15 protein-coding genes are annotated in these 13,471 nt (G+C 74.1%); 7 read left to right on the forward strand and 8 right to left on the reverse strand.

What is annotated here, in order from left to right; translation table 11 throughout:
* Positions 1-91: 91 nt before the first annotated feature.
* Entirely contained in the window at positions 92-691 is a 600-nt protein-coding gene (locus ACIBCT_RS25145; RefSeq protein WP_399192430.1) for a TetR/AcrR family transcriptional regulator, read from the forward strand.
* Between the two features lie 202 nt (positions 692-893).
* Here ACIBCT_RS25145 and ACIBCT_RS25150 read toward each other — a convergent pair whose 3' ends face one another.
* Positions 894-1,670, reverse strand: coding sequence for a TetR/AcrR family transcriptional regulator (locus tag ACIBCT_RS25150; protein WP_399192432.1), 777 nt, complete (start codon positions 1,668-1,670; stop codon positions 894-896).
* A gap of 128 nt (positions 1,671-1,798) precedes the next feature.
* On the opposite strand from ACIBCT_RS25150, the gene ACIBCT_RS25155 reads away from it, so the two are divergent.
* On the forward strand, positions 1,799-2,344 hold the full coding sequence (locus ACIBCT_RS25155; protein WP_399192434.1) for a dihydrofolate reductase family protein: 546 nt from the start codon (positions 1,799-1,801) through the stop codon (positions 2,342-2,344).
* A gap of 110 nt (positions 2,345-2,454) precedes the next feature.
* Here ACIBCT_RS25155 and ACIBCT_RS25160 read toward each other — a convergent pair whose 3' ends face one another.
* The 3 genes from ACIBCT_RS25160 to ACIBCT_RS25170 form a co-directional block, all read right to left on the reverse strand.
* The gene (locus tag ACIBCT_RS25160; RefSeq protein WP_399192436.1) at positions 2,455-3,066 is read right to left on the reverse strand and encodes an MBL fold metallo-hydrolase; all 612 of its coding nucleotides are present in this window, start codon (positions 3,064-3,066) and stop codon (positions 2,455-2,457) included.
* A gap of 229 nt (positions 3,067-3,295) precedes the next feature.
* Entirely contained in the window at positions 3,296-4,537 is a 1,242-nt protein-coding gene (locus ACIBCT_RS25165; RefSeq protein ID WP_399192437.1) for an RNA polymerase sigma factor, read from the reverse strand.
* Positions 4,537-4,923 carry a YciI family protein gene (locus ACIBCT_RS25170; RefSeq protein ID WP_399192439.1) on the reverse strand — a complete coding sequence of 129 codons (387 nt, stop codon included), beginning with the start codon at positions 4,921-4,923 and terminating at the stop codon, positions 4,537-4,539. The genes ACIBCT_RS25165 and ACIBCT_RS25170 overlap by 1 nt, the downstream gene beginning before the upstream one ends.
* A gap of 328 nt (positions 4,924-5,251) precedes the next feature.
* Here ACIBCT_RS25170 and ACIBCT_RS25175 point away from each other — a divergent pair, with 328 nt between their 5' ends.
* Together ACIBCT_RS25175 and ACIBCT_RS25180 are read left to right on the forward strand one after the other, a co-directional pair.
* Positions 5,252-5,659 carry a YbaB/EbfC family nucleoid-associated protein gene (locus ACIBCT_RS25175; RefSeq protein ID WP_399192441.1) on the forward strand — a complete coding sequence of 136 codons (408 nt, stop codon included), beginning with the start codon at positions 5,252-5,254 and terminating at the stop codon, positions 5,657-5,659.
* A complete protein-coding gene (locus tag ACIBCT_RS25180; protein ID WP_399192443.1) occupies positions 5,656-6,027 on the forward strand; it encodes a hypothetical protein in 372 nt (123 codons plus the stop codon). The genes ACIBCT_RS25175 and ACIBCT_RS25180 overlap by 4 nt, the downstream gene beginning before the upstream one ends.
* Here the strand turns inward: ACIBCT_RS25180 and ACIBCT_RS25185 are convergent.
* From ACIBCT_RS25185 to ACIBCT_RS25195, 3 genes are all read right to left on the reverse strand, one after another.
* On the reverse strand, positions 5,939-7,006 hold the full coding sequence (locus tag ACIBCT_RS25185; protein WP_399192445.1) for a WXG100 family type VII secretion target: 1,068 nt from the start codon (positions 7,004-7,006) through the stop codon (positions 5,939-5,941). The two genes, ACIBCT_RS25180 and ACIBCT_RS25185, sit on opposite strands and share 89 nt — an antisense overlap.
* Positions 7,007-7,012: 6 nt before the next feature.
* Positions 7,013-7,552, reverse strand: coding sequence for a type VII secretion system-associated protein (locus ACIBCT_RS25190; RefSeq protein WP_399192447.1), 540 nt, complete (start codon positions 7,550-7,552; stop codon positions 7,013-7,015).
* 221 nt (positions 7,553-7,773) lie between these two features.
* A complete protein-coding gene (locus ACIBCT_RS25195) occupies positions 7,774-9,393 on the reverse strand; it encodes an ABC-F family ATP-binding cassette domain-containing protein (protein ID WP_399192805.1) in 1,620 nt (539 codons plus the stop codon).
* 346 nt (positions 9,394-9,739) lie between these two features.
* Between ACIBCT_RS25195 and ACIBCT_RS25200 the strand changes: the two genes are divergently transcribed.
* The 3 genes from ACIBCT_RS25200 (at position 9,740) to ACIBCT_RS25210 (ending at position 12,155) form a co-directional block, all read left to right on the forward strand.
* The gene (locus tag ACIBCT_RS25200; protein WP_399192448.1) at positions 9,740-10,609 is read left to right on the forward strand and encodes a class I SAM-dependent methyltransferase; all 870 of its coding nucleotides are present in this window, start codon (positions 9,740-9,742) and stop codon (positions 10,607-10,609) included.
* A gap of 155 nt (positions 10,610-10,764) precedes the next feature.
* Entirely contained in the window at positions 10,765-11,559 is a 795-nt protein-coding gene (locus tag ACIBCT_RS25205; protein WP_399192450.1) for a VOC family protein, read from the forward strand.
* 104 nt (positions 11,560-11,663) lie between these two features.
* Positions 11,664-12,155 (forward strand): DUF1801 domain-containing protein, encoded by a 492-nt coding sequence (locus ACIBCT_RS25210; RefSeq protein ID WP_399192452.1) that lies wholly within the window; start codon positions 11,664-11,666, stop codon positions 12,153-12,155.
* A 21-nt stretch (positions 12,156-12,176) separates the two neighbouring features.
* Here the strand turns inward: ACIBCT_RS25210 and ACIBCT_RS25215 are convergent, their stop codons facing one another.
* Positions 12,177-13,418 (reverse strand): MFS transporter, encoded by a 1,242-nt coding sequence (locus ACIBCT_RS25215; RefSeq protein WP_399192454.1) that lies wholly within the window; start codon positions 13,416-13,418, stop codon positions 12,177-12,179.
* Positions 13,419-13,471 lie beyond the last annotated feature (53 nt).

The raw sequence follows: 13,471 nt of genomic DNA on the forward strand, positions 1-13,471 counted from the left end.
GGTTCCCTCCAAAAAACGGACCGGTCGGTCATGTTACGGACGCCAAGCTAGCAATAAACGGACCGGACGGTCAACTTGCTAGGATGCCGGAGTGACCTCGACCCGGCCGTTGCGCGCCGACGCCGCCCGCAACAGGGAACTGCTGCTGGCGGCCGCCGCGGACGAGTTCGCGGAGCGGGGCATGGACGCATCGGTCGCCGACATCGCCCGGCGGGCCGGTGTCGGAAAAGGCACCGTGTTCCGCCACTTCGCCAGCAAGGACGACCTGATCGCCGCGATCGTCCTCGACCGCATCGACGCGCTCACCACGGTCGGCGAACGACTGCTGGACGCGGCGGACCCAGGCGCGGCACTGCTGGAGTTCCTCACCGCCGCAGCGCATCAGCGACAGCAGCGCGACCTGTCGTTCCTGCAGGAGGCCGGCGAACCCACCCCAGAGGTCACCAGGGTCCGCACGCGGATGTTCGACATCGTGCACACCCTGGTCGACCGGGCGCGCGAGCACGGCGCCGTGCGGACCGACGTCACCGGCGCGGACATCATCCTGCTGATGTGCGCGCCGAACTACGTCACCACCTACGTGCCGGACGCCCCGCCCGACCTGTGGCGGCGGTATCTCGCCATCATCTTCGACGGCCTGCGCCCCGAAGGGGCCCACCCGCTGCCGCACCCACCGCCGCCGACGCCTTGACGCCGGCCGCTACGCCGCCTGCCGGCCGACGGCCACCGCCGATCCCCGTTCCGATGTTCCCCGCCGGCCGGCCGGCGCCCCGGTGTGACGCACGCCGGTCCGGCCACGCCGCAGCCGGACGTCCCGGCGGAAGGGCCCGACCGGCTCCGCCCCGCCGGTGTCCGGACGTGATCGGCCGCTGGGGCCGCGGTCGTCGTGCCCGTCACGGTTCCCGTGGTGCCGCGCTCGCTTCGAGGCCGTCGAGCAGCAGGCGGAGACCGGTCCGCCAGCCGTCGTCCGCCGCCGAGGTGGCCGCCCGGTGCGCGTCCGCCGCCGGGGTGGCGCGCGGGCGGCCGTCCTCGCCGTCGGCGAACGTGGCACTGGCGTGCAGGAGGGCCGGGTACCGCGCCGGATGTTCCCGCAACCGGGCGAGCAGGCGTTGCCCGGTGTCGCCGGGAAGCGTCCAGGGCTGGGTGCCCCTGCCGGTGAGGGCGACGGAGCGCACGAGGGCGAACATGGCCAGCACGACGTCCAGGCGCCGGGCGACCGGCAGGCCGCTCGGGCCGATGGCGGCCAGCGCGGCCTCGATCCAGCCGACCTCGCGTGGCCCCATGGACCGCTCGCCGATCGTCGCCGCCGGCAGCCACGGGTGGCGTTGCCAGACGGCGTACAGGTCGTCGGCCCACCGTTCGGCGCGCAGGCGCCAGTCGGGGATGTGGGACAGGTCCGGCGGGTCCTCGACGGCGTGTTCGACGGTCAGCGCGACGAGCTCGGCCTTGCTGCGCACGTAGCGGTAGAGCGCGTTCTTCGTGACCCCGAGTGCGCCGGCGACCCGTTGCATCGACACGGCGTGCAGGCCCTCGGCGTCCGCGACGTGCACCGCCGCCGCCGCGAGGGCGGCGTGGCTCAGCGAGGGCTGCGGTCCGAAGCGTGGTGACGGCGGCGGGGACCACAACAGCGTCAGGATGCTCTCCTCGTCGTCGGCAGGCGCGGCTGTCATCCTCGATCCCTTCTTGCGACCCGAGCAGGACTGTGTCTATCGTACACAGTGTGCGGCGGACACAGTGACCGCCAGACACGGTCCTTCCCCGAGCACTTCAAGATCTGAGGATTTCCACGATGCGACGTGTGATCGTTTCGACCTTCGTCACCCTCGACGGCGTGATGGAGGCTCCGGAGACCTGGTCGTTCGACTTCCACGACGAGGAGAACATGAAGGACGCGCTCGAGCTGGTCCTCGGCGCGGAGGCCCTGCTGCTGGGCCGGACGACCTACGACGGCTTCGCCGGGGCCTGGCCGTCCCGCGAGGACCCGATGGGCTTCGCCGACAAGATGAACACGATGCCCAAGTACGTCGCCTCGACCACGCTGCGCGAGCCGGCCTGGCACGGCACCGAGGTCCTCGACGGCGCCCACGGCGACGTGGCCGACCAGGTCGCCGCCCTCAAGCAGGCCGGTGACGGAGACCTGCTCATGTACGGCAGCGCCACCCTCATGCGCCACCTGCTCGCCGCCGGCCAGATCGACGAGATCCGGCTGCTGCTCAACCCCATCGTCGTCGGCTCCGGCCGCAAGCTGTTCCCCGACGGCCACCCGCGCACCGCACTGGACCTGGTCGAGACGCACCGGTACCCGGGCGGGATGACCCGGCTGGTCCTGCGCCCGCGCGCGTAGCCGCACCGGCGGGACCGCCCTGCCGGTGCGTCGCGCCCTCGATCGTCCCGGCCGCCGACAGGCCCGGGGCCAGGCCGGTCTCGACGGCCTCACGGACGGCGTCGCCGGCCTCACAGGGCGACGGACGCGCCTGCCGGGATCCGGGCGTAGCCGGTCTCCCTCTCGAGCCACCCGTCCACGTACTCCAGGCCGATCGTGCTGAGGTGGACGTCGTGGATGGGGAACGCCCGGGCAGGCCGGACGCCCCGGATGAAGGTGACGGCCTCGCCGGTCTTCACCCACGGCCCGGACGCCGGGACCAGCAGGGTGTCGACCTCTTCGGAGGGCACGAAGAAGGAGTCCCCCGGGTGGTAGAGGCCGTCCACGAGGAACCCGAGGTTCGGGCAGCCGGGCAGGCCGTCGACGATCTCGGCGTGCTCGCCGCCGACGGCCTTCACGGTGAAGCCCGCGGCGTCGAAGGTCTCGCCCGCCGCGACCGCGACCGCTCCCTCGCCGAGCTCCGCGGCCAGCGCCGCATGGGTGTGCACGGTCAGCGCGGGGTTGCCCGCCCTGGCCGCCTTGAGCGCCTCGACGTCGACGTGGTCGGCGTGCTCGTGCGAGACGAGCACGGCCGTGGCGCCGGACAGTGCGGCCTCCGCCTCGGAGAAGACGCCCGGATCGATCACCAGCACCCGGTCGCCCTCCTGGAGGCGTACACAGGCGTGCCCGAGTTTCGTGAACATCACCGGATCACCCTATCGACTCCACCCCGACGGGCGTTTCCCCGAAGGAGCGGTCGTTTCCCCGAGGAAGGCCACCGCTCGGCCGTGCCGCCGGGGTACTCGTGGCCGCGGTGGCCGCCTTCGTGCAAGGCGCCGGTGCACTTGTCGGCCGCCGGGTCCGAGGCGTCGCGGCCGGAACCGTTCGCGCGGTGTCCCGGCCGGGAACGCGGCACGGACCGTGCCGGGGAGGTCACTCCAGGGCGGCCGCCTTGCGCAGCAGCACCGAGCGTTCGCGCCGGTTGGCGCACAGCCGGGCCGCCAGCTCCAGCTCGGCGCGTGCCTCCGCCCGCCGGCCCAGGCGGGCCAGCAGCTCCCCGCGTACGGTCGGGACCAGATGCGAACCGGGGAGCCGGTCCGAGGCGACCAGCTCGTCCACGACGGCCAGGGCTCGCGCCGGGCCCGAGGCCATGGCCACGGCGACGGCCCGGTTGAGCTCGACCACCGGTGAGGGCGCGACCCGGCCGAGCGCCTCGTAGAGCAGCACGATCCGGTCCCAGTCGGTCGCCTCGACCGAGGACGCCGACGCGTGGACGGCGGCGATCGCGGCCTGCAGGCCGTAGGGGCCCAGGCCCCGGGACGCTGCCTTCGGTGTCCCCGGTGCCCCCGATGCCCTGGCCAGCGCGGCCAGCCCCCGGCGGATCGCCGCGACGTCCCACAGCCGCCGGTCCTGGTCCCCGAGCAGGACCGGCGTGCCGTCCGGGCCGGTCCTGGCCGGGAAGCGCGCGGCCGTCAGCTCGCACAACGCGAGCAGGCCGTGCACCTCCGGCTCGTCCGGCTGCAGCGCGGCCAGCGTGCGGGCCAGCCGGATCGCCTCGTACGCGACGTCGGGACGCAGCAGCCGGTCGCCCGACGTGGCCGTCGACCCCTCGGTGAAGATCACGTAGAGGACGCTGAGCACGCCGCCCAGCCGCTCCCGGCGCTCACCGGCCGGTGGCGGCTCGAACGGCACCCCGGCCGCCGCGATCGTCCTCTTACCCCGGGTGATGCGGGCCTGCACGGTCGGCACGGGTACCAGGAACGCGCGGGCGATCTCCTCGGTGGACAGGCCGCCGACCACGCGCAGGGTCAGCGCCACCCGGGACTCGCGGGAGAGCACCGGGTGGCAGCCGACGAACATCAGCGTCAGGACGTCGTCGCCGATCCCGTCGGGGTCGATCTCCTGCTCGACCGCGGGGTCGGCCGCCAGCAGGGCGTACCGGTCCTGGAGGGCGGCCCTGCGGCGGATCGCGTCGATCGCCCGCCGCCGGGCCGTGGCCATCAGCCATCCGGCCGGATTGGCCGGACAGGCACGCGGCCACGACACCAGCGCCTCGGCCACCGCCTCCTGGGCCGCGTCCTCGGCCAGCCCGAAATCGCCGGTGAACCGGGTCAGCGCGGCGACGATCCGGGCCGACTCGATCCGCCAGACGGCCTCGACGTCGGCCGTTCCCATCAGGTTCGGCCGTCGCTCTCGCCGCCCAGCGGGGCCTCGTCGGCCTCGGCCACCCGACGGACCTCGATCTTGGACCCGCGGACCGCCGGGACCCGCGTGGCCCACTCGACCGCCTCCTGTTTCGTGGCGACGTCGAGCATGAAGTAGCCGCCGAACAGTTCCCTGGTCTCGCCGTACGGCCCGTCGGTGACCACCGGCGCCTCGCCGCCGAAGTCGACCACGACGCCCTGGCCCGGATCGTCCAGCCCCTCGGCCGCGACGAGGACCTCGGCCTTCATCATCTCCTCGATGAACCGGTGGGTCGCGGCCATCATCTCGTCGAGATCGGCCATCATGGCCGCGTTCGTCTCGTCGGTGCCCCGCATGATCAGCAGGTATTTCGACATCGCGTTCTCCTCGTCCGGCGGGGCCGCCCCTCGGCCCTCGCCCTCACACGTCGAACGGGCGGCCCGCCGATCGACACGGCCCCGGAGAAATCCTCTCGCCGCGACACGGCCGATCCTGTCAGACCGGCCCCGGACGACGGCCGACGCGGTCACCCCGCCGATCGGCCCGGTGGCGCCGCAGGCCGGGACGCGTCCGTCGCGTGCCCGCGACGGGAGCGCGGGGCCCCGGCCCTGGTCCCGGTCCGGCCCTGGCCTGGTTCCGGTCCACCACGAGCCGTTCACCCGGATGACGCCTTCCCGTACGCCGCCGTCCCTATTCTCTCGACCCGTGGCCGTGGATTTCGAGAGTTTCGACCGGTTCCTGGACGAGGCCAGGCGCGGGCTCGACGCGCTGGGCAAGGAGCCGCCGCCGGAGCGGGAACCCTCCGGCGGCGAGGGGACGGCCGCGGACGGGCGGGTGTCGGCGAGGGTCTCCCCGGAGTGCCGGCTCACGTCGCTGGAGGTCGATCCGCGGGTCATGCGGATGGGCTCGCACGAACTGTGCGACCTGGTCATGGTCGCCGTCAACGCCGCCCTGGACGACCTGCGCGCGAACGTCGAGGCCAGGCGCGAACACGTCGACGCGGCAGGACTGGCCCGGGCGCTGGAGGGCGTCCAGGACGAGTCCATGAGGACGATGAACGCCATCGTGCAGGAGATCGGCGATCTCGCCCACCGGATCGAGAACCGCGGATGAAGCCCCTGGACGTCCGCCCGTCCACCCTGCGAACGGCGTCCGGCGGGCTCGGCGGGGTGCGGGACGACCTCGCCGCGCACGGCCGCGACCTCGGCGGCTCCCCGGCCATGTTCGGCACCGGGCCCGTCGGCGGGCTGGTCGGCGGGGTCTACGCGCAGACGGTCGGTGCGATCCTGGAGTCGCTGGAGTCGGTGGTGACCGACCTGGGGGACGCCGAGCAGGCGCTGGGCCTGATGGACGCCGGGTACCGCCGGGCCGAGCGGCTCGGCGAGGAGGCCGTCAGTCAGGCCGTACGCGGGGATTCTCCAGCCAGTCGCCCACCGTCATCTCCCCCTGCCGGGACATCCGGTACGGCCGGGCCCGGGTGATGTGGTCCGGGGCGACGCCACCGGGGAAGACGACCTCGTCGTAACTCGAGCCCGGCAGCCGGATGCCGGTGCCGCCCGGCGTGCTGACCTCGTACACCCAGCCCTGTCGCCCGTACTCGTGCCACCACCGGTGGATGTCGCGGTTGTAGCTGGTGCCGACGAAGGCGGAGCTGCGCGCCCGCTCGTCCAGGAAGGCGACGTACCCGTTCAGGTCGGTGTTGGCGGGATTCCTCGGCTGAAGGCCCTGGGAGAAGATCTCGTCGGGGTGTCGGGTGTCGGACCGGTAGAGGGGCCGGTCGTCCCGGCGCCACACCGGCCGCGTGCCACGGAAGGGGGAGTCGCGAAAGCCCGGCCGGGGCCGGATCGCGGACAGGTCGACGTCGCGGTTCGCGGCGACCCGGAGAGGGTCCCAGTTCGCCGGGCGGCCGCGCAGCCGACCGGCACCGCCGCGCAGGAGCATGACCGCGCGCTTCAGCGGGTCGACCACGCCGCGCGAGAAGAAGCGGACGACGTCGTCCAGCAGCCTGCGCAGGGCGACGCGGGTCATGGCCGTACGCGCGGCGACGGCCGCCGGCGAGGCCGCCGGGGAGACCACCGCCGTGGCCGCGGCACGGGCGACGGCGATCAGCAGCGCGACGAGCTGGGCGATCACCCCGAGCTTCCACAGCAGCACGATCAGCGCCGCGGTCAGCAGGGCCATGCCGACCAGTTCGAGGGCGTCGGCCAGCCGGTTCGCCCGGTCGACCGGCGCGCTCCGCTCCGCCCACGAGCGGTAGGCGTCCACGCCGTCGCCGGAGTTGCGCTCCCACACCTGGCGCTGGTGCGCCTCCATGTCCTGCGCGGACCGCCTCAGCCGCGCCGCGAGCATCACGTACCGCGTGCCCTCGGCACGGATCGCGTCCTCGTCGGAGTCCGGCCAGACGACCAGGCCGGTCCAGGCCAGCGGGACGGCCAGCTCCTGCGGCAGCCGAAGGGACATGGCCGGTCAGCGTCCGTCCGGGCGGGGAATGCGGACGCCCGCGTGCCCCTGCGCGTTGAGCGCGAGATCGACGCCCTCGGGCATGAGATCCACCAGGTCGGAGCCGCGCAGCACCTGCCAGCCCGACACCCCGGCCGGAAGGTCCCCAGGCAGATGGGCCCGCGAGGTGTAGGCCATGACGACTCCCGTGTCGTACACCGGGATCCTCCCCTCGGCGTCGGTGCCGGTGAGGACCTCCGACTCCAGCAGGAGCGGTACGAGGTCCCCGCCGTCCGAGTAGCCGGTCACCGCCAGCTGGACGGCGGCGTCGAGCGGGTCGGCCGGCTCGCCGAAGCCCAGCGACACGGGCGAGGGCCGGTGGTCCGGGTTGGGGGTGAACTCCTCGCTCACCTCGCCGCGCTCGCCGACCCGCCACGCGCCGATCACACCGTACGGGGGGACCGCGCCGTCCGGGTCGAAGAACGGGTCGACGGCGTACAACCACCGGCCGGGCGTCGAACGCGCCTCGGCACGCATGCGGTCGGTGAGCGGGGGAGGGGCGGACACGGTCGGCAGCCTACTTGATCGCTATGTCCCGCCGTGGCGGACTTCGGCCCGCCCTCGCCACACCGCCGGCTCGCCCTTGTGCCACCCCGCCGACCCGCCTCCGCCCCCTCGCCACGCCGCCGGATCGCCCTGTGCGCCACGCGGCCGGATCGCCGCTGTGCCACGCGGCCGGCCCGTCCCGGTACGAGGTGACGGTGCCGGCCGCGGGCGTGCGCTCGTGGTCAGATCTCCAGACGCGGCCAGTCGGCGAGGTCGCGCAGCAGCTGCCGGTCGTGCGTGGCGACGACGACGGCGGCGCTCGTGCCGCGGATCGCGCCGGTCAGCTCGTCGACCAGCGCCGGCGACAGGTGATTGGTCGGCTCGTCGAGCAGGATCAGCCCGGGCCGCCCGGCCAGCGCCAGCGCCAGGTCGAGGCGCCGCCGCTGGCCCTGCGACATCCTCCCGACCGGTGTGCGCATCGCATCGGAGTCCAGCAGCCCGAGCGCCCCGAGCGGGACGGCGTCGGCGTCGCGCAGCGTCCCGCGGGCCACCAGCCGTCCCACCTGGCGGGTGTACGCCTCGCGGGCGGTGAGTGCGAGGTCCTGCTCGGCGGTCTCCTGGGTGACCCGGGCGATCCGCGCCTCCCTCGCCACCTGGACGTGCCCGCTCGTGGGCGCGAGCGAACCGTCCAGCACCGCGAGCAGCGTGGACTTGCCCGCGCCGTTGGGGCCGGTGACGAGCAGCCGGTCGCCACCGTCGAGGGTGAGGTCGACCGGTCCGGCCAGCCGCCCCTCGACGGCGACGCCGTACGCGCGCAGCTGGGGCGCACCCGGCCGGACGCCCAGGTCCGGCCACCGCAACGCAGGCGGTGGCGGCGGCACGTCGATCCGGTGCGCCCGCAGGACGTCCTGCTGCCGGTTCAGGGCCTGCACGACGCCCGGCGCGCGTGACTGGCGCTGGTGCTTGCCGGTCCCCTTGTCCGGCCGCCAGCCGGTGGAGAGCCGGTCGCGGGCCCTCGACACCGCGTCCTGCAGCCGCCGGTGCTCGGCCTGCTGCTGCTCGTGGTCCTGCTCCCAGCTCTCGCGCTCGCGGCGCCGGGCCTCCTGCCAGGCGTCGTAGCCGCCGGCGTACAGCCGCGGCCTGTCGTCGCGGGTCGGGTCGAGGTCGAGGAAGCGGTCCGCGACGTCGCGCAGCAGCGCCCGGTCGTGGCTGACGACGGCGAGGCCGCCGTCGTGCTCGCGCAGCCTGGCCGTCAGGAAGTCCAGCCCGTCGGCGTCGAGGTGGTTGGTCGGCTCGTCGAGCAGCAGCACGTCGTGCCGCGCGCCGAGCAGGCACGCCAGCCGTACCCGGTAGCGCTGCCCGACCGACAGCGTCGCCAGTGGACGGTCACGGTCGGTGCAGGCTCCGAGGGCCTCGAGGGCGACGTCGACGCGGCGTTCGGCGTCCCAGGCGTCCAGCCGGGTGGCGGCGTCCAGCGCGGCGGAGTAGCGGTCGCCGGCGGCGGGGTCGCCCTCGGACATGGCGAGGGTCGCCTCCTCCAGCGCGCCGAGGGCGGCGAGCGACGCGGCCAGCGCCCGGGACGTCAGGGTGCCGACGGTCTCCCCGTCTTGCACGGACAGCTCCTGGCGGGCCAGGCCGATCGTGCCGGCCCGGTGCACGGTGCCCGCGTCCGGCGTGAGGAGCCCGGCCAGCAGGTGCAGCAGCGTCGTCTTGCCACGGCCGTTCTCGCCGACGACGGCGATCCGCGACCGCGCGGAGACGGTGATCGAGACGTCGTTCAGGACGCGCCGGGACCCGCGGGTGACGGTGACGTTCGTGGCGCGGACGTGTGCGCTGTCGCCCGCCTCGACGGGCAGGGACATGATCTCGGGGTTGGGGGTGAGGTTCAACGGTGCTCCGCAGCTCGCAGTGGAGCCGGGCAGCGGTGATCGGCCGCCCGGCGGGAACCGGGACGGCGAGCGCGGACTCAGCAGGAAGAAGGCGCCGCCGTCAGCGGGCGGAGCGGATCCTGTGCGACCAGATGTTCTGCGAGCGGTTGCCTGGTGCCATGACGGTCACGCTAGCAGCCCCGGCGCCCCCGGCTCATCTGGATTTCGCCCGCTGTGACACGCCGCACGGGTGACCCGGGGGAGCACGCCGAGGGGGCGTCCGGGCCGGCCGGACGATATTCGATGGCCTCCGCGAGCCGATCGTCGTTAGCGTGTCACGATGATCTACGAGCATCCTCTGGCGTACGTGCTCGGCCTGGAGGGCATCGCCCTGATGCGGTCCTACACCGGTGAGCACGGCCGGGCGTTCGTCGAGGCGCGTCTGGCCGAGATCCGTGAGCTCCTCGACGACGAGTCCCTGGCCGCCGCCGTCGAGGTGGTCCGTGTGGACCCCGTGGAGGGGTACCGGATCTGGTCGCGGACCTACGACGGGCCCAACACCGCGTTCGACCTCGACGAGCCCTTCATCCGGGAGATCGTCGACCCGCTGCCCGCCGGCGACGCACTGGACGCGGCGTGCGGCACCGGCAGGATCGCGGCCTACCTCGCCGGCCGTGGCCACCGGGTACGCGGTGTGGACCTCTCGCCCGACATGCTGCAGCGGGCGCGCCTGCGGGTGCCCCTGGCGGAGTTCCTGCTCGGCGACCTGTCCCGCCTGCCCGTCCCCGACGAGTCCGTCGACCTGGTGGTCTGCTCGCTGGCGCTGACGCACGTACCCGCTCTGGACCCGGTACTGGCCGAGTTCGCCCGGGTGCTGCGGCCCGGCGGGCATGCGGTGATCGCCGACATCCATCCCGAGGGCGTGGCACGAGGGCTGATCCCGCCGGTACGGCTGCCGGACGGCCGGCCGGGAAGGGTGGCCACCTACCGCCACCTGGTCGGGGACTACGTACGAGCCGCGCTCGCTGCGGGGCTCCGGGTGCGGCGCTGTGAGGAGCCCGGGAATCCGCCGGGCGAGCCGCGTGAGCGCAGCGACGTCCCGGGACCGTGGGACGTGTGGCCGTGGGCCCTGGGCGACCTGGCGCCCGAGGCCGCGCACGCGGCCGTCGCCGGGACGCCGTCGATGCTGCTGTGGCACTTTCAGCGCTGACCGGTCCGAAGGCCCTTGCCCACGGCGAGCCGCTCACGGGGCGGGCGCGGGCGAAGCGGTCAGGAATCGAGAAGCGCTGTCTGGACGGCCGCGCCTAGCGTTGCCCGCATGAACATCACCGTTCGCTCCGGCCTCCTCCCGTACGGGAGTCACGCATGAACCTCACGCTCGACGTCATCACCCTCTGGACCCCCGAGGTGCAGTCCGCGGGCAGGTTCTACGCCACCGCGTTCTCCTGCGCCGTCACCGGCGGCGGTGACGACGGGGACGACGGGGACGACGGGGACCCGGTGAACCTCGACCTGCACGGGACCGGGCGGCTCGCCGTGGAGGCGGGCGCGGAACCGGCCGCGCCGGGATTCCGCGGCTACCTGCTGACCTACGTCGTCGACCGGCCGGCCGGGGTCAGGGCCCTGATGGACGCCGCCGTCCGCGGCGGGGCGGAGGTCCTCAAGCCCGCGAGGAAGGCCCTCTTCGGTTCGTTCTCGGGGGTGTTCCGGGCACCGGACGGCGCCGTCTGGAAGCCGGTGGCGGCCACCGGCAAGGACACCGGCTCCGCGGCGGAGAGACCGCTGCCGACCGAGACCACGCTCATCCTCGGTGTTTCCGCGCCGAAGGCGTCCAAGGTCTTCTACGAGGCCCTGGGCATGACGGCCGACCGGGACTACGGCAACAAGTACATCGACTTCCACCCCGCCAGGGCGGCGACCAGGCTGTGCCTGATGGAACGCGGTGTACTGGCGAAGGACGCGGGCATCACCGAAGGCGGGGGCGGTTTCCCGTCGGCGGTCCTCACCCACACGGCCGGGTCCCGCCAGGAGGTCGACGCCCTCCTGGCGTCCGCGGCCGCCGCCGGGGGCCGGATCACCGGCGGCGCCGCCGAGACGGCCGGGGGATACTCCGGTTCCTTCACCGACCCGGACGGCTTCCTGTGGAGGGTGACGTACTGAGCCCCACGAGGGCCGTACGCCCGTCCGGACCCGGAGCACGTCCCCGTCCCGGACGGACCGCGCGGAAGACGACCACGACCATCGACACAGGGAGCAGCACCTCCATGAGCGCAGCATCGAAGGCAGGCCGGAGGAACGAGCGGGGCGAGCCCCCGGGGGAGGGGTTCTCCGAGCAGGAGCGCGCCGCCGTCAAGGAGCGCGCGGCAGAACTGAGGACGGACGCGCGCCGCGGCCGGAGCGCGGACAAGGCCGCGGCCGACGAGCGGGACGTGCTCGCGAAGATCGCCGAGATGGCGCCGCAGGACCGCGCGCTGGCCGAGCGCGTGCACGCCGTCGTCACGGCCGCCGCCCCGGAGCTGGCGCCGAAGCTGTGGTACGGCCAGCCCGCCTACGCCAGGGCAGGGAAGGTGGTGTGCTTCTTCCGCAGCGGGCAGGTGGACAAGGAGCGCTACTCGTCGTTCGGGTTCACCGCGGAGGCGGATCTCGACGACGACGGCATGTGGCCGACGGCCTACGCCCTGACGGAGTTGAGCGAGGCCGGTGAGGCGGCACTGGGGAGGCTCGTCACGAAGGCCGTGGGGCGAGGTCCCGGGTGAGCGCGGGTGATCTCCGGCGCGCTACCTCGACGTGGGGTTCCTGACGGTCACCCGCCGGGTCCGATCGGGTGCCCGTGACGAGGACGACGGAGACGGCGCGGCGGGTGACCGGCGCGAGAGCAGGTATCCCGCCAGCGCGGCGAGCAGGCCGACCAGGCCGGCGGCCGCGAAGCCGCTCGCCGGGACGGAGGCGTCGATCGCCGCTCCCACGACCGGGGCGCCGAGCGCGAACCCCGCGCTCGCCGCCGAGGACTGCAGGCCGGTCGCCTCGCCTCGCGCACCGGCCGGCGCCAGCCGGCTCACCTCGTCGGAGACCGTGGAAAGGGTCGGGGCGGTGAGCAGTCCGGCACCGGCGACGGCCGCGCACAGCCAGGGCCAGTCATGGGCGAGTCCGGCCGGAACCGTCACCAGCCCGAGAAGGCCGAGCAGCAGCCAGGTGGGCATCGGCCGGGGCAGCGCCCCGTACACCAGGCCGCCCACGACGGACGTCAGCCCGAACACGGCGACGACCAGGGCCGCCCACGAGACCTGACCGGCCTCCCGGAGGGTGGCGACGATGGCCAGGTCGACGCCGCTGAGCAGCATCGCGACGCCGAACCCCATCGTCAGGACGGCGGCCATGGGCGCTTCGAGCCACTCCCGGCGCCGGGGCCGGCCCGCTACCCCGGTCCCGGTCCCGGTCTCGTCTTCGGCCCGCAGCGGCGGGTCGAGCAGGGCGATCCCCGCCCCGCCGGCGACGATCGCGGCGCCCACCCCCCAGGCCACCACGCCGGGGGAGAACCGCGCCGCGCACAGGATCACCAGCGTCGGCCCCACGAGGTACGACAGCTCGCCCGCCACCGACTCCAGCGCGAACGCCGCCCGCCGCTGTTCCGCCGTCGTCATCGCGGCGATCGCCTGCCTGGTGACCGCCTGGATCGGCACCATCAGCAGACCGGCGGCGAAGGAGGCGCCCAGCAGGACCACGTACGGCAGCACGGGGACGGTCAGCCAGAACACGAACTGCGGAACGACCGTGGCCGACAGCACGACACGCAGGCCCCGCCGGTCGATCATCCGTCCCAGCAGCGGCCCGCCCAGCGCGACACCCGCGGTGAGCGCCGCCACCACGGCTCCGGCCGCCGCGTAACTCAGGTCGAGGGCGAGCACGACGTACATCGTCAACGCCATCGCGTCCGCCGTGATCGCGGCACGGGCGAGCAGCGAGATGCCCAGCAGCGGCGCCATCCCCGGCACCGCGAGCACCCGCCGAAACTCGATCACCGGTGTGACGCTAGGACACCGGGAAGGCCATAGGAAGTCGTCAATTCGTTGGG

Source organism: Streptosporangium sp. NPDC050855 (assembly GCF_044456585.1).
In the GTDB taxonomy this organism is placed as follows: Bacteria; Actinomycetota; Actinomycetes; order Streptosporangiales; family Streptosporangiaceae; genus Streptosporangium; species Streptosporangium longisporum.

Excerpts from the sequence above, each read along its gene's own strand:
- ACIBCT_RS25185 (WP_399192445.1), bottom strand. The coding sequence starts at position 7,006 with ATGTCCCTTCGGCTGCCGCAGGAGCTGGCCGTCCCGCTGGCCTGGACC.
- ACIBCT_RS25165 (WP_399192437.1), bottom strand. The coding sequence starts at position 4,537 with ATGGGAACGGCCGACGTCGAGGCCGTCTGGCGGATCGAGTCGGCCCGG.
- ACIBCT_RS25150 (WP_399192432.1), bottom strand. The coding sequence starts at position 1,670 with ATGACAGCCGCGCCTGCCGACGACGAGGAGAGCATCCTGACGCTGTTG.
- ACIBCT_RS25180 (WP_399192443.1), top strand. The coding sequence starts at position 5,656 with ATGAAGCCCCTGGACGTCCGCCCGTCCACCCTGCGAACGGCGTCCGGC.
- ACIBCT_RS25160 (WP_399192436.1), bottom strand. The coding sequence starts at position 3,066 with ATGTTCACGAAACTCGGGCACGCCTGTGTACGCCTCCAGGAGGGCGAC.
- ACIBCT_RS25200 (WP_399192448.1), top strand. The coding sequence starts at position 9,740 with ATGATCTACGAGCATCCTCTGGCGTACGTGCTCGGCCTGGAGGGCATC.
- ACIBCT_RS25210 (WP_399192452.1), top strand. The coding sequence starts at position 11,664 with ATGAGCGCAGCATCGAAGGCAGGCCGGAGGAACGAGCGGGGCGAGCCC.
- ACIBCT_RS25170 (WP_399192439.1), bottom strand. The coding sequence starts at position 4,923 with ATGTCGAAATACCTGCTGATCATGCGGGGCACCGACGAGACGAACGCG.
- ACIBCT_RS25205 (WP_399192450.1), top strand. The coding sequence starts at position 10,765 with ATGAACCTCACGCTCGACGTCATCACCCTCTGGACCCCCGAGGTGCAG.
- ACIBCT_RS25195 (WP_399192805.1), bottom strand. The coding sequence starts at position 9,393 with ATGTCCCTGCCCGTCGAGGCGGGCGACAGCGCACACGTCCGCGCCACG.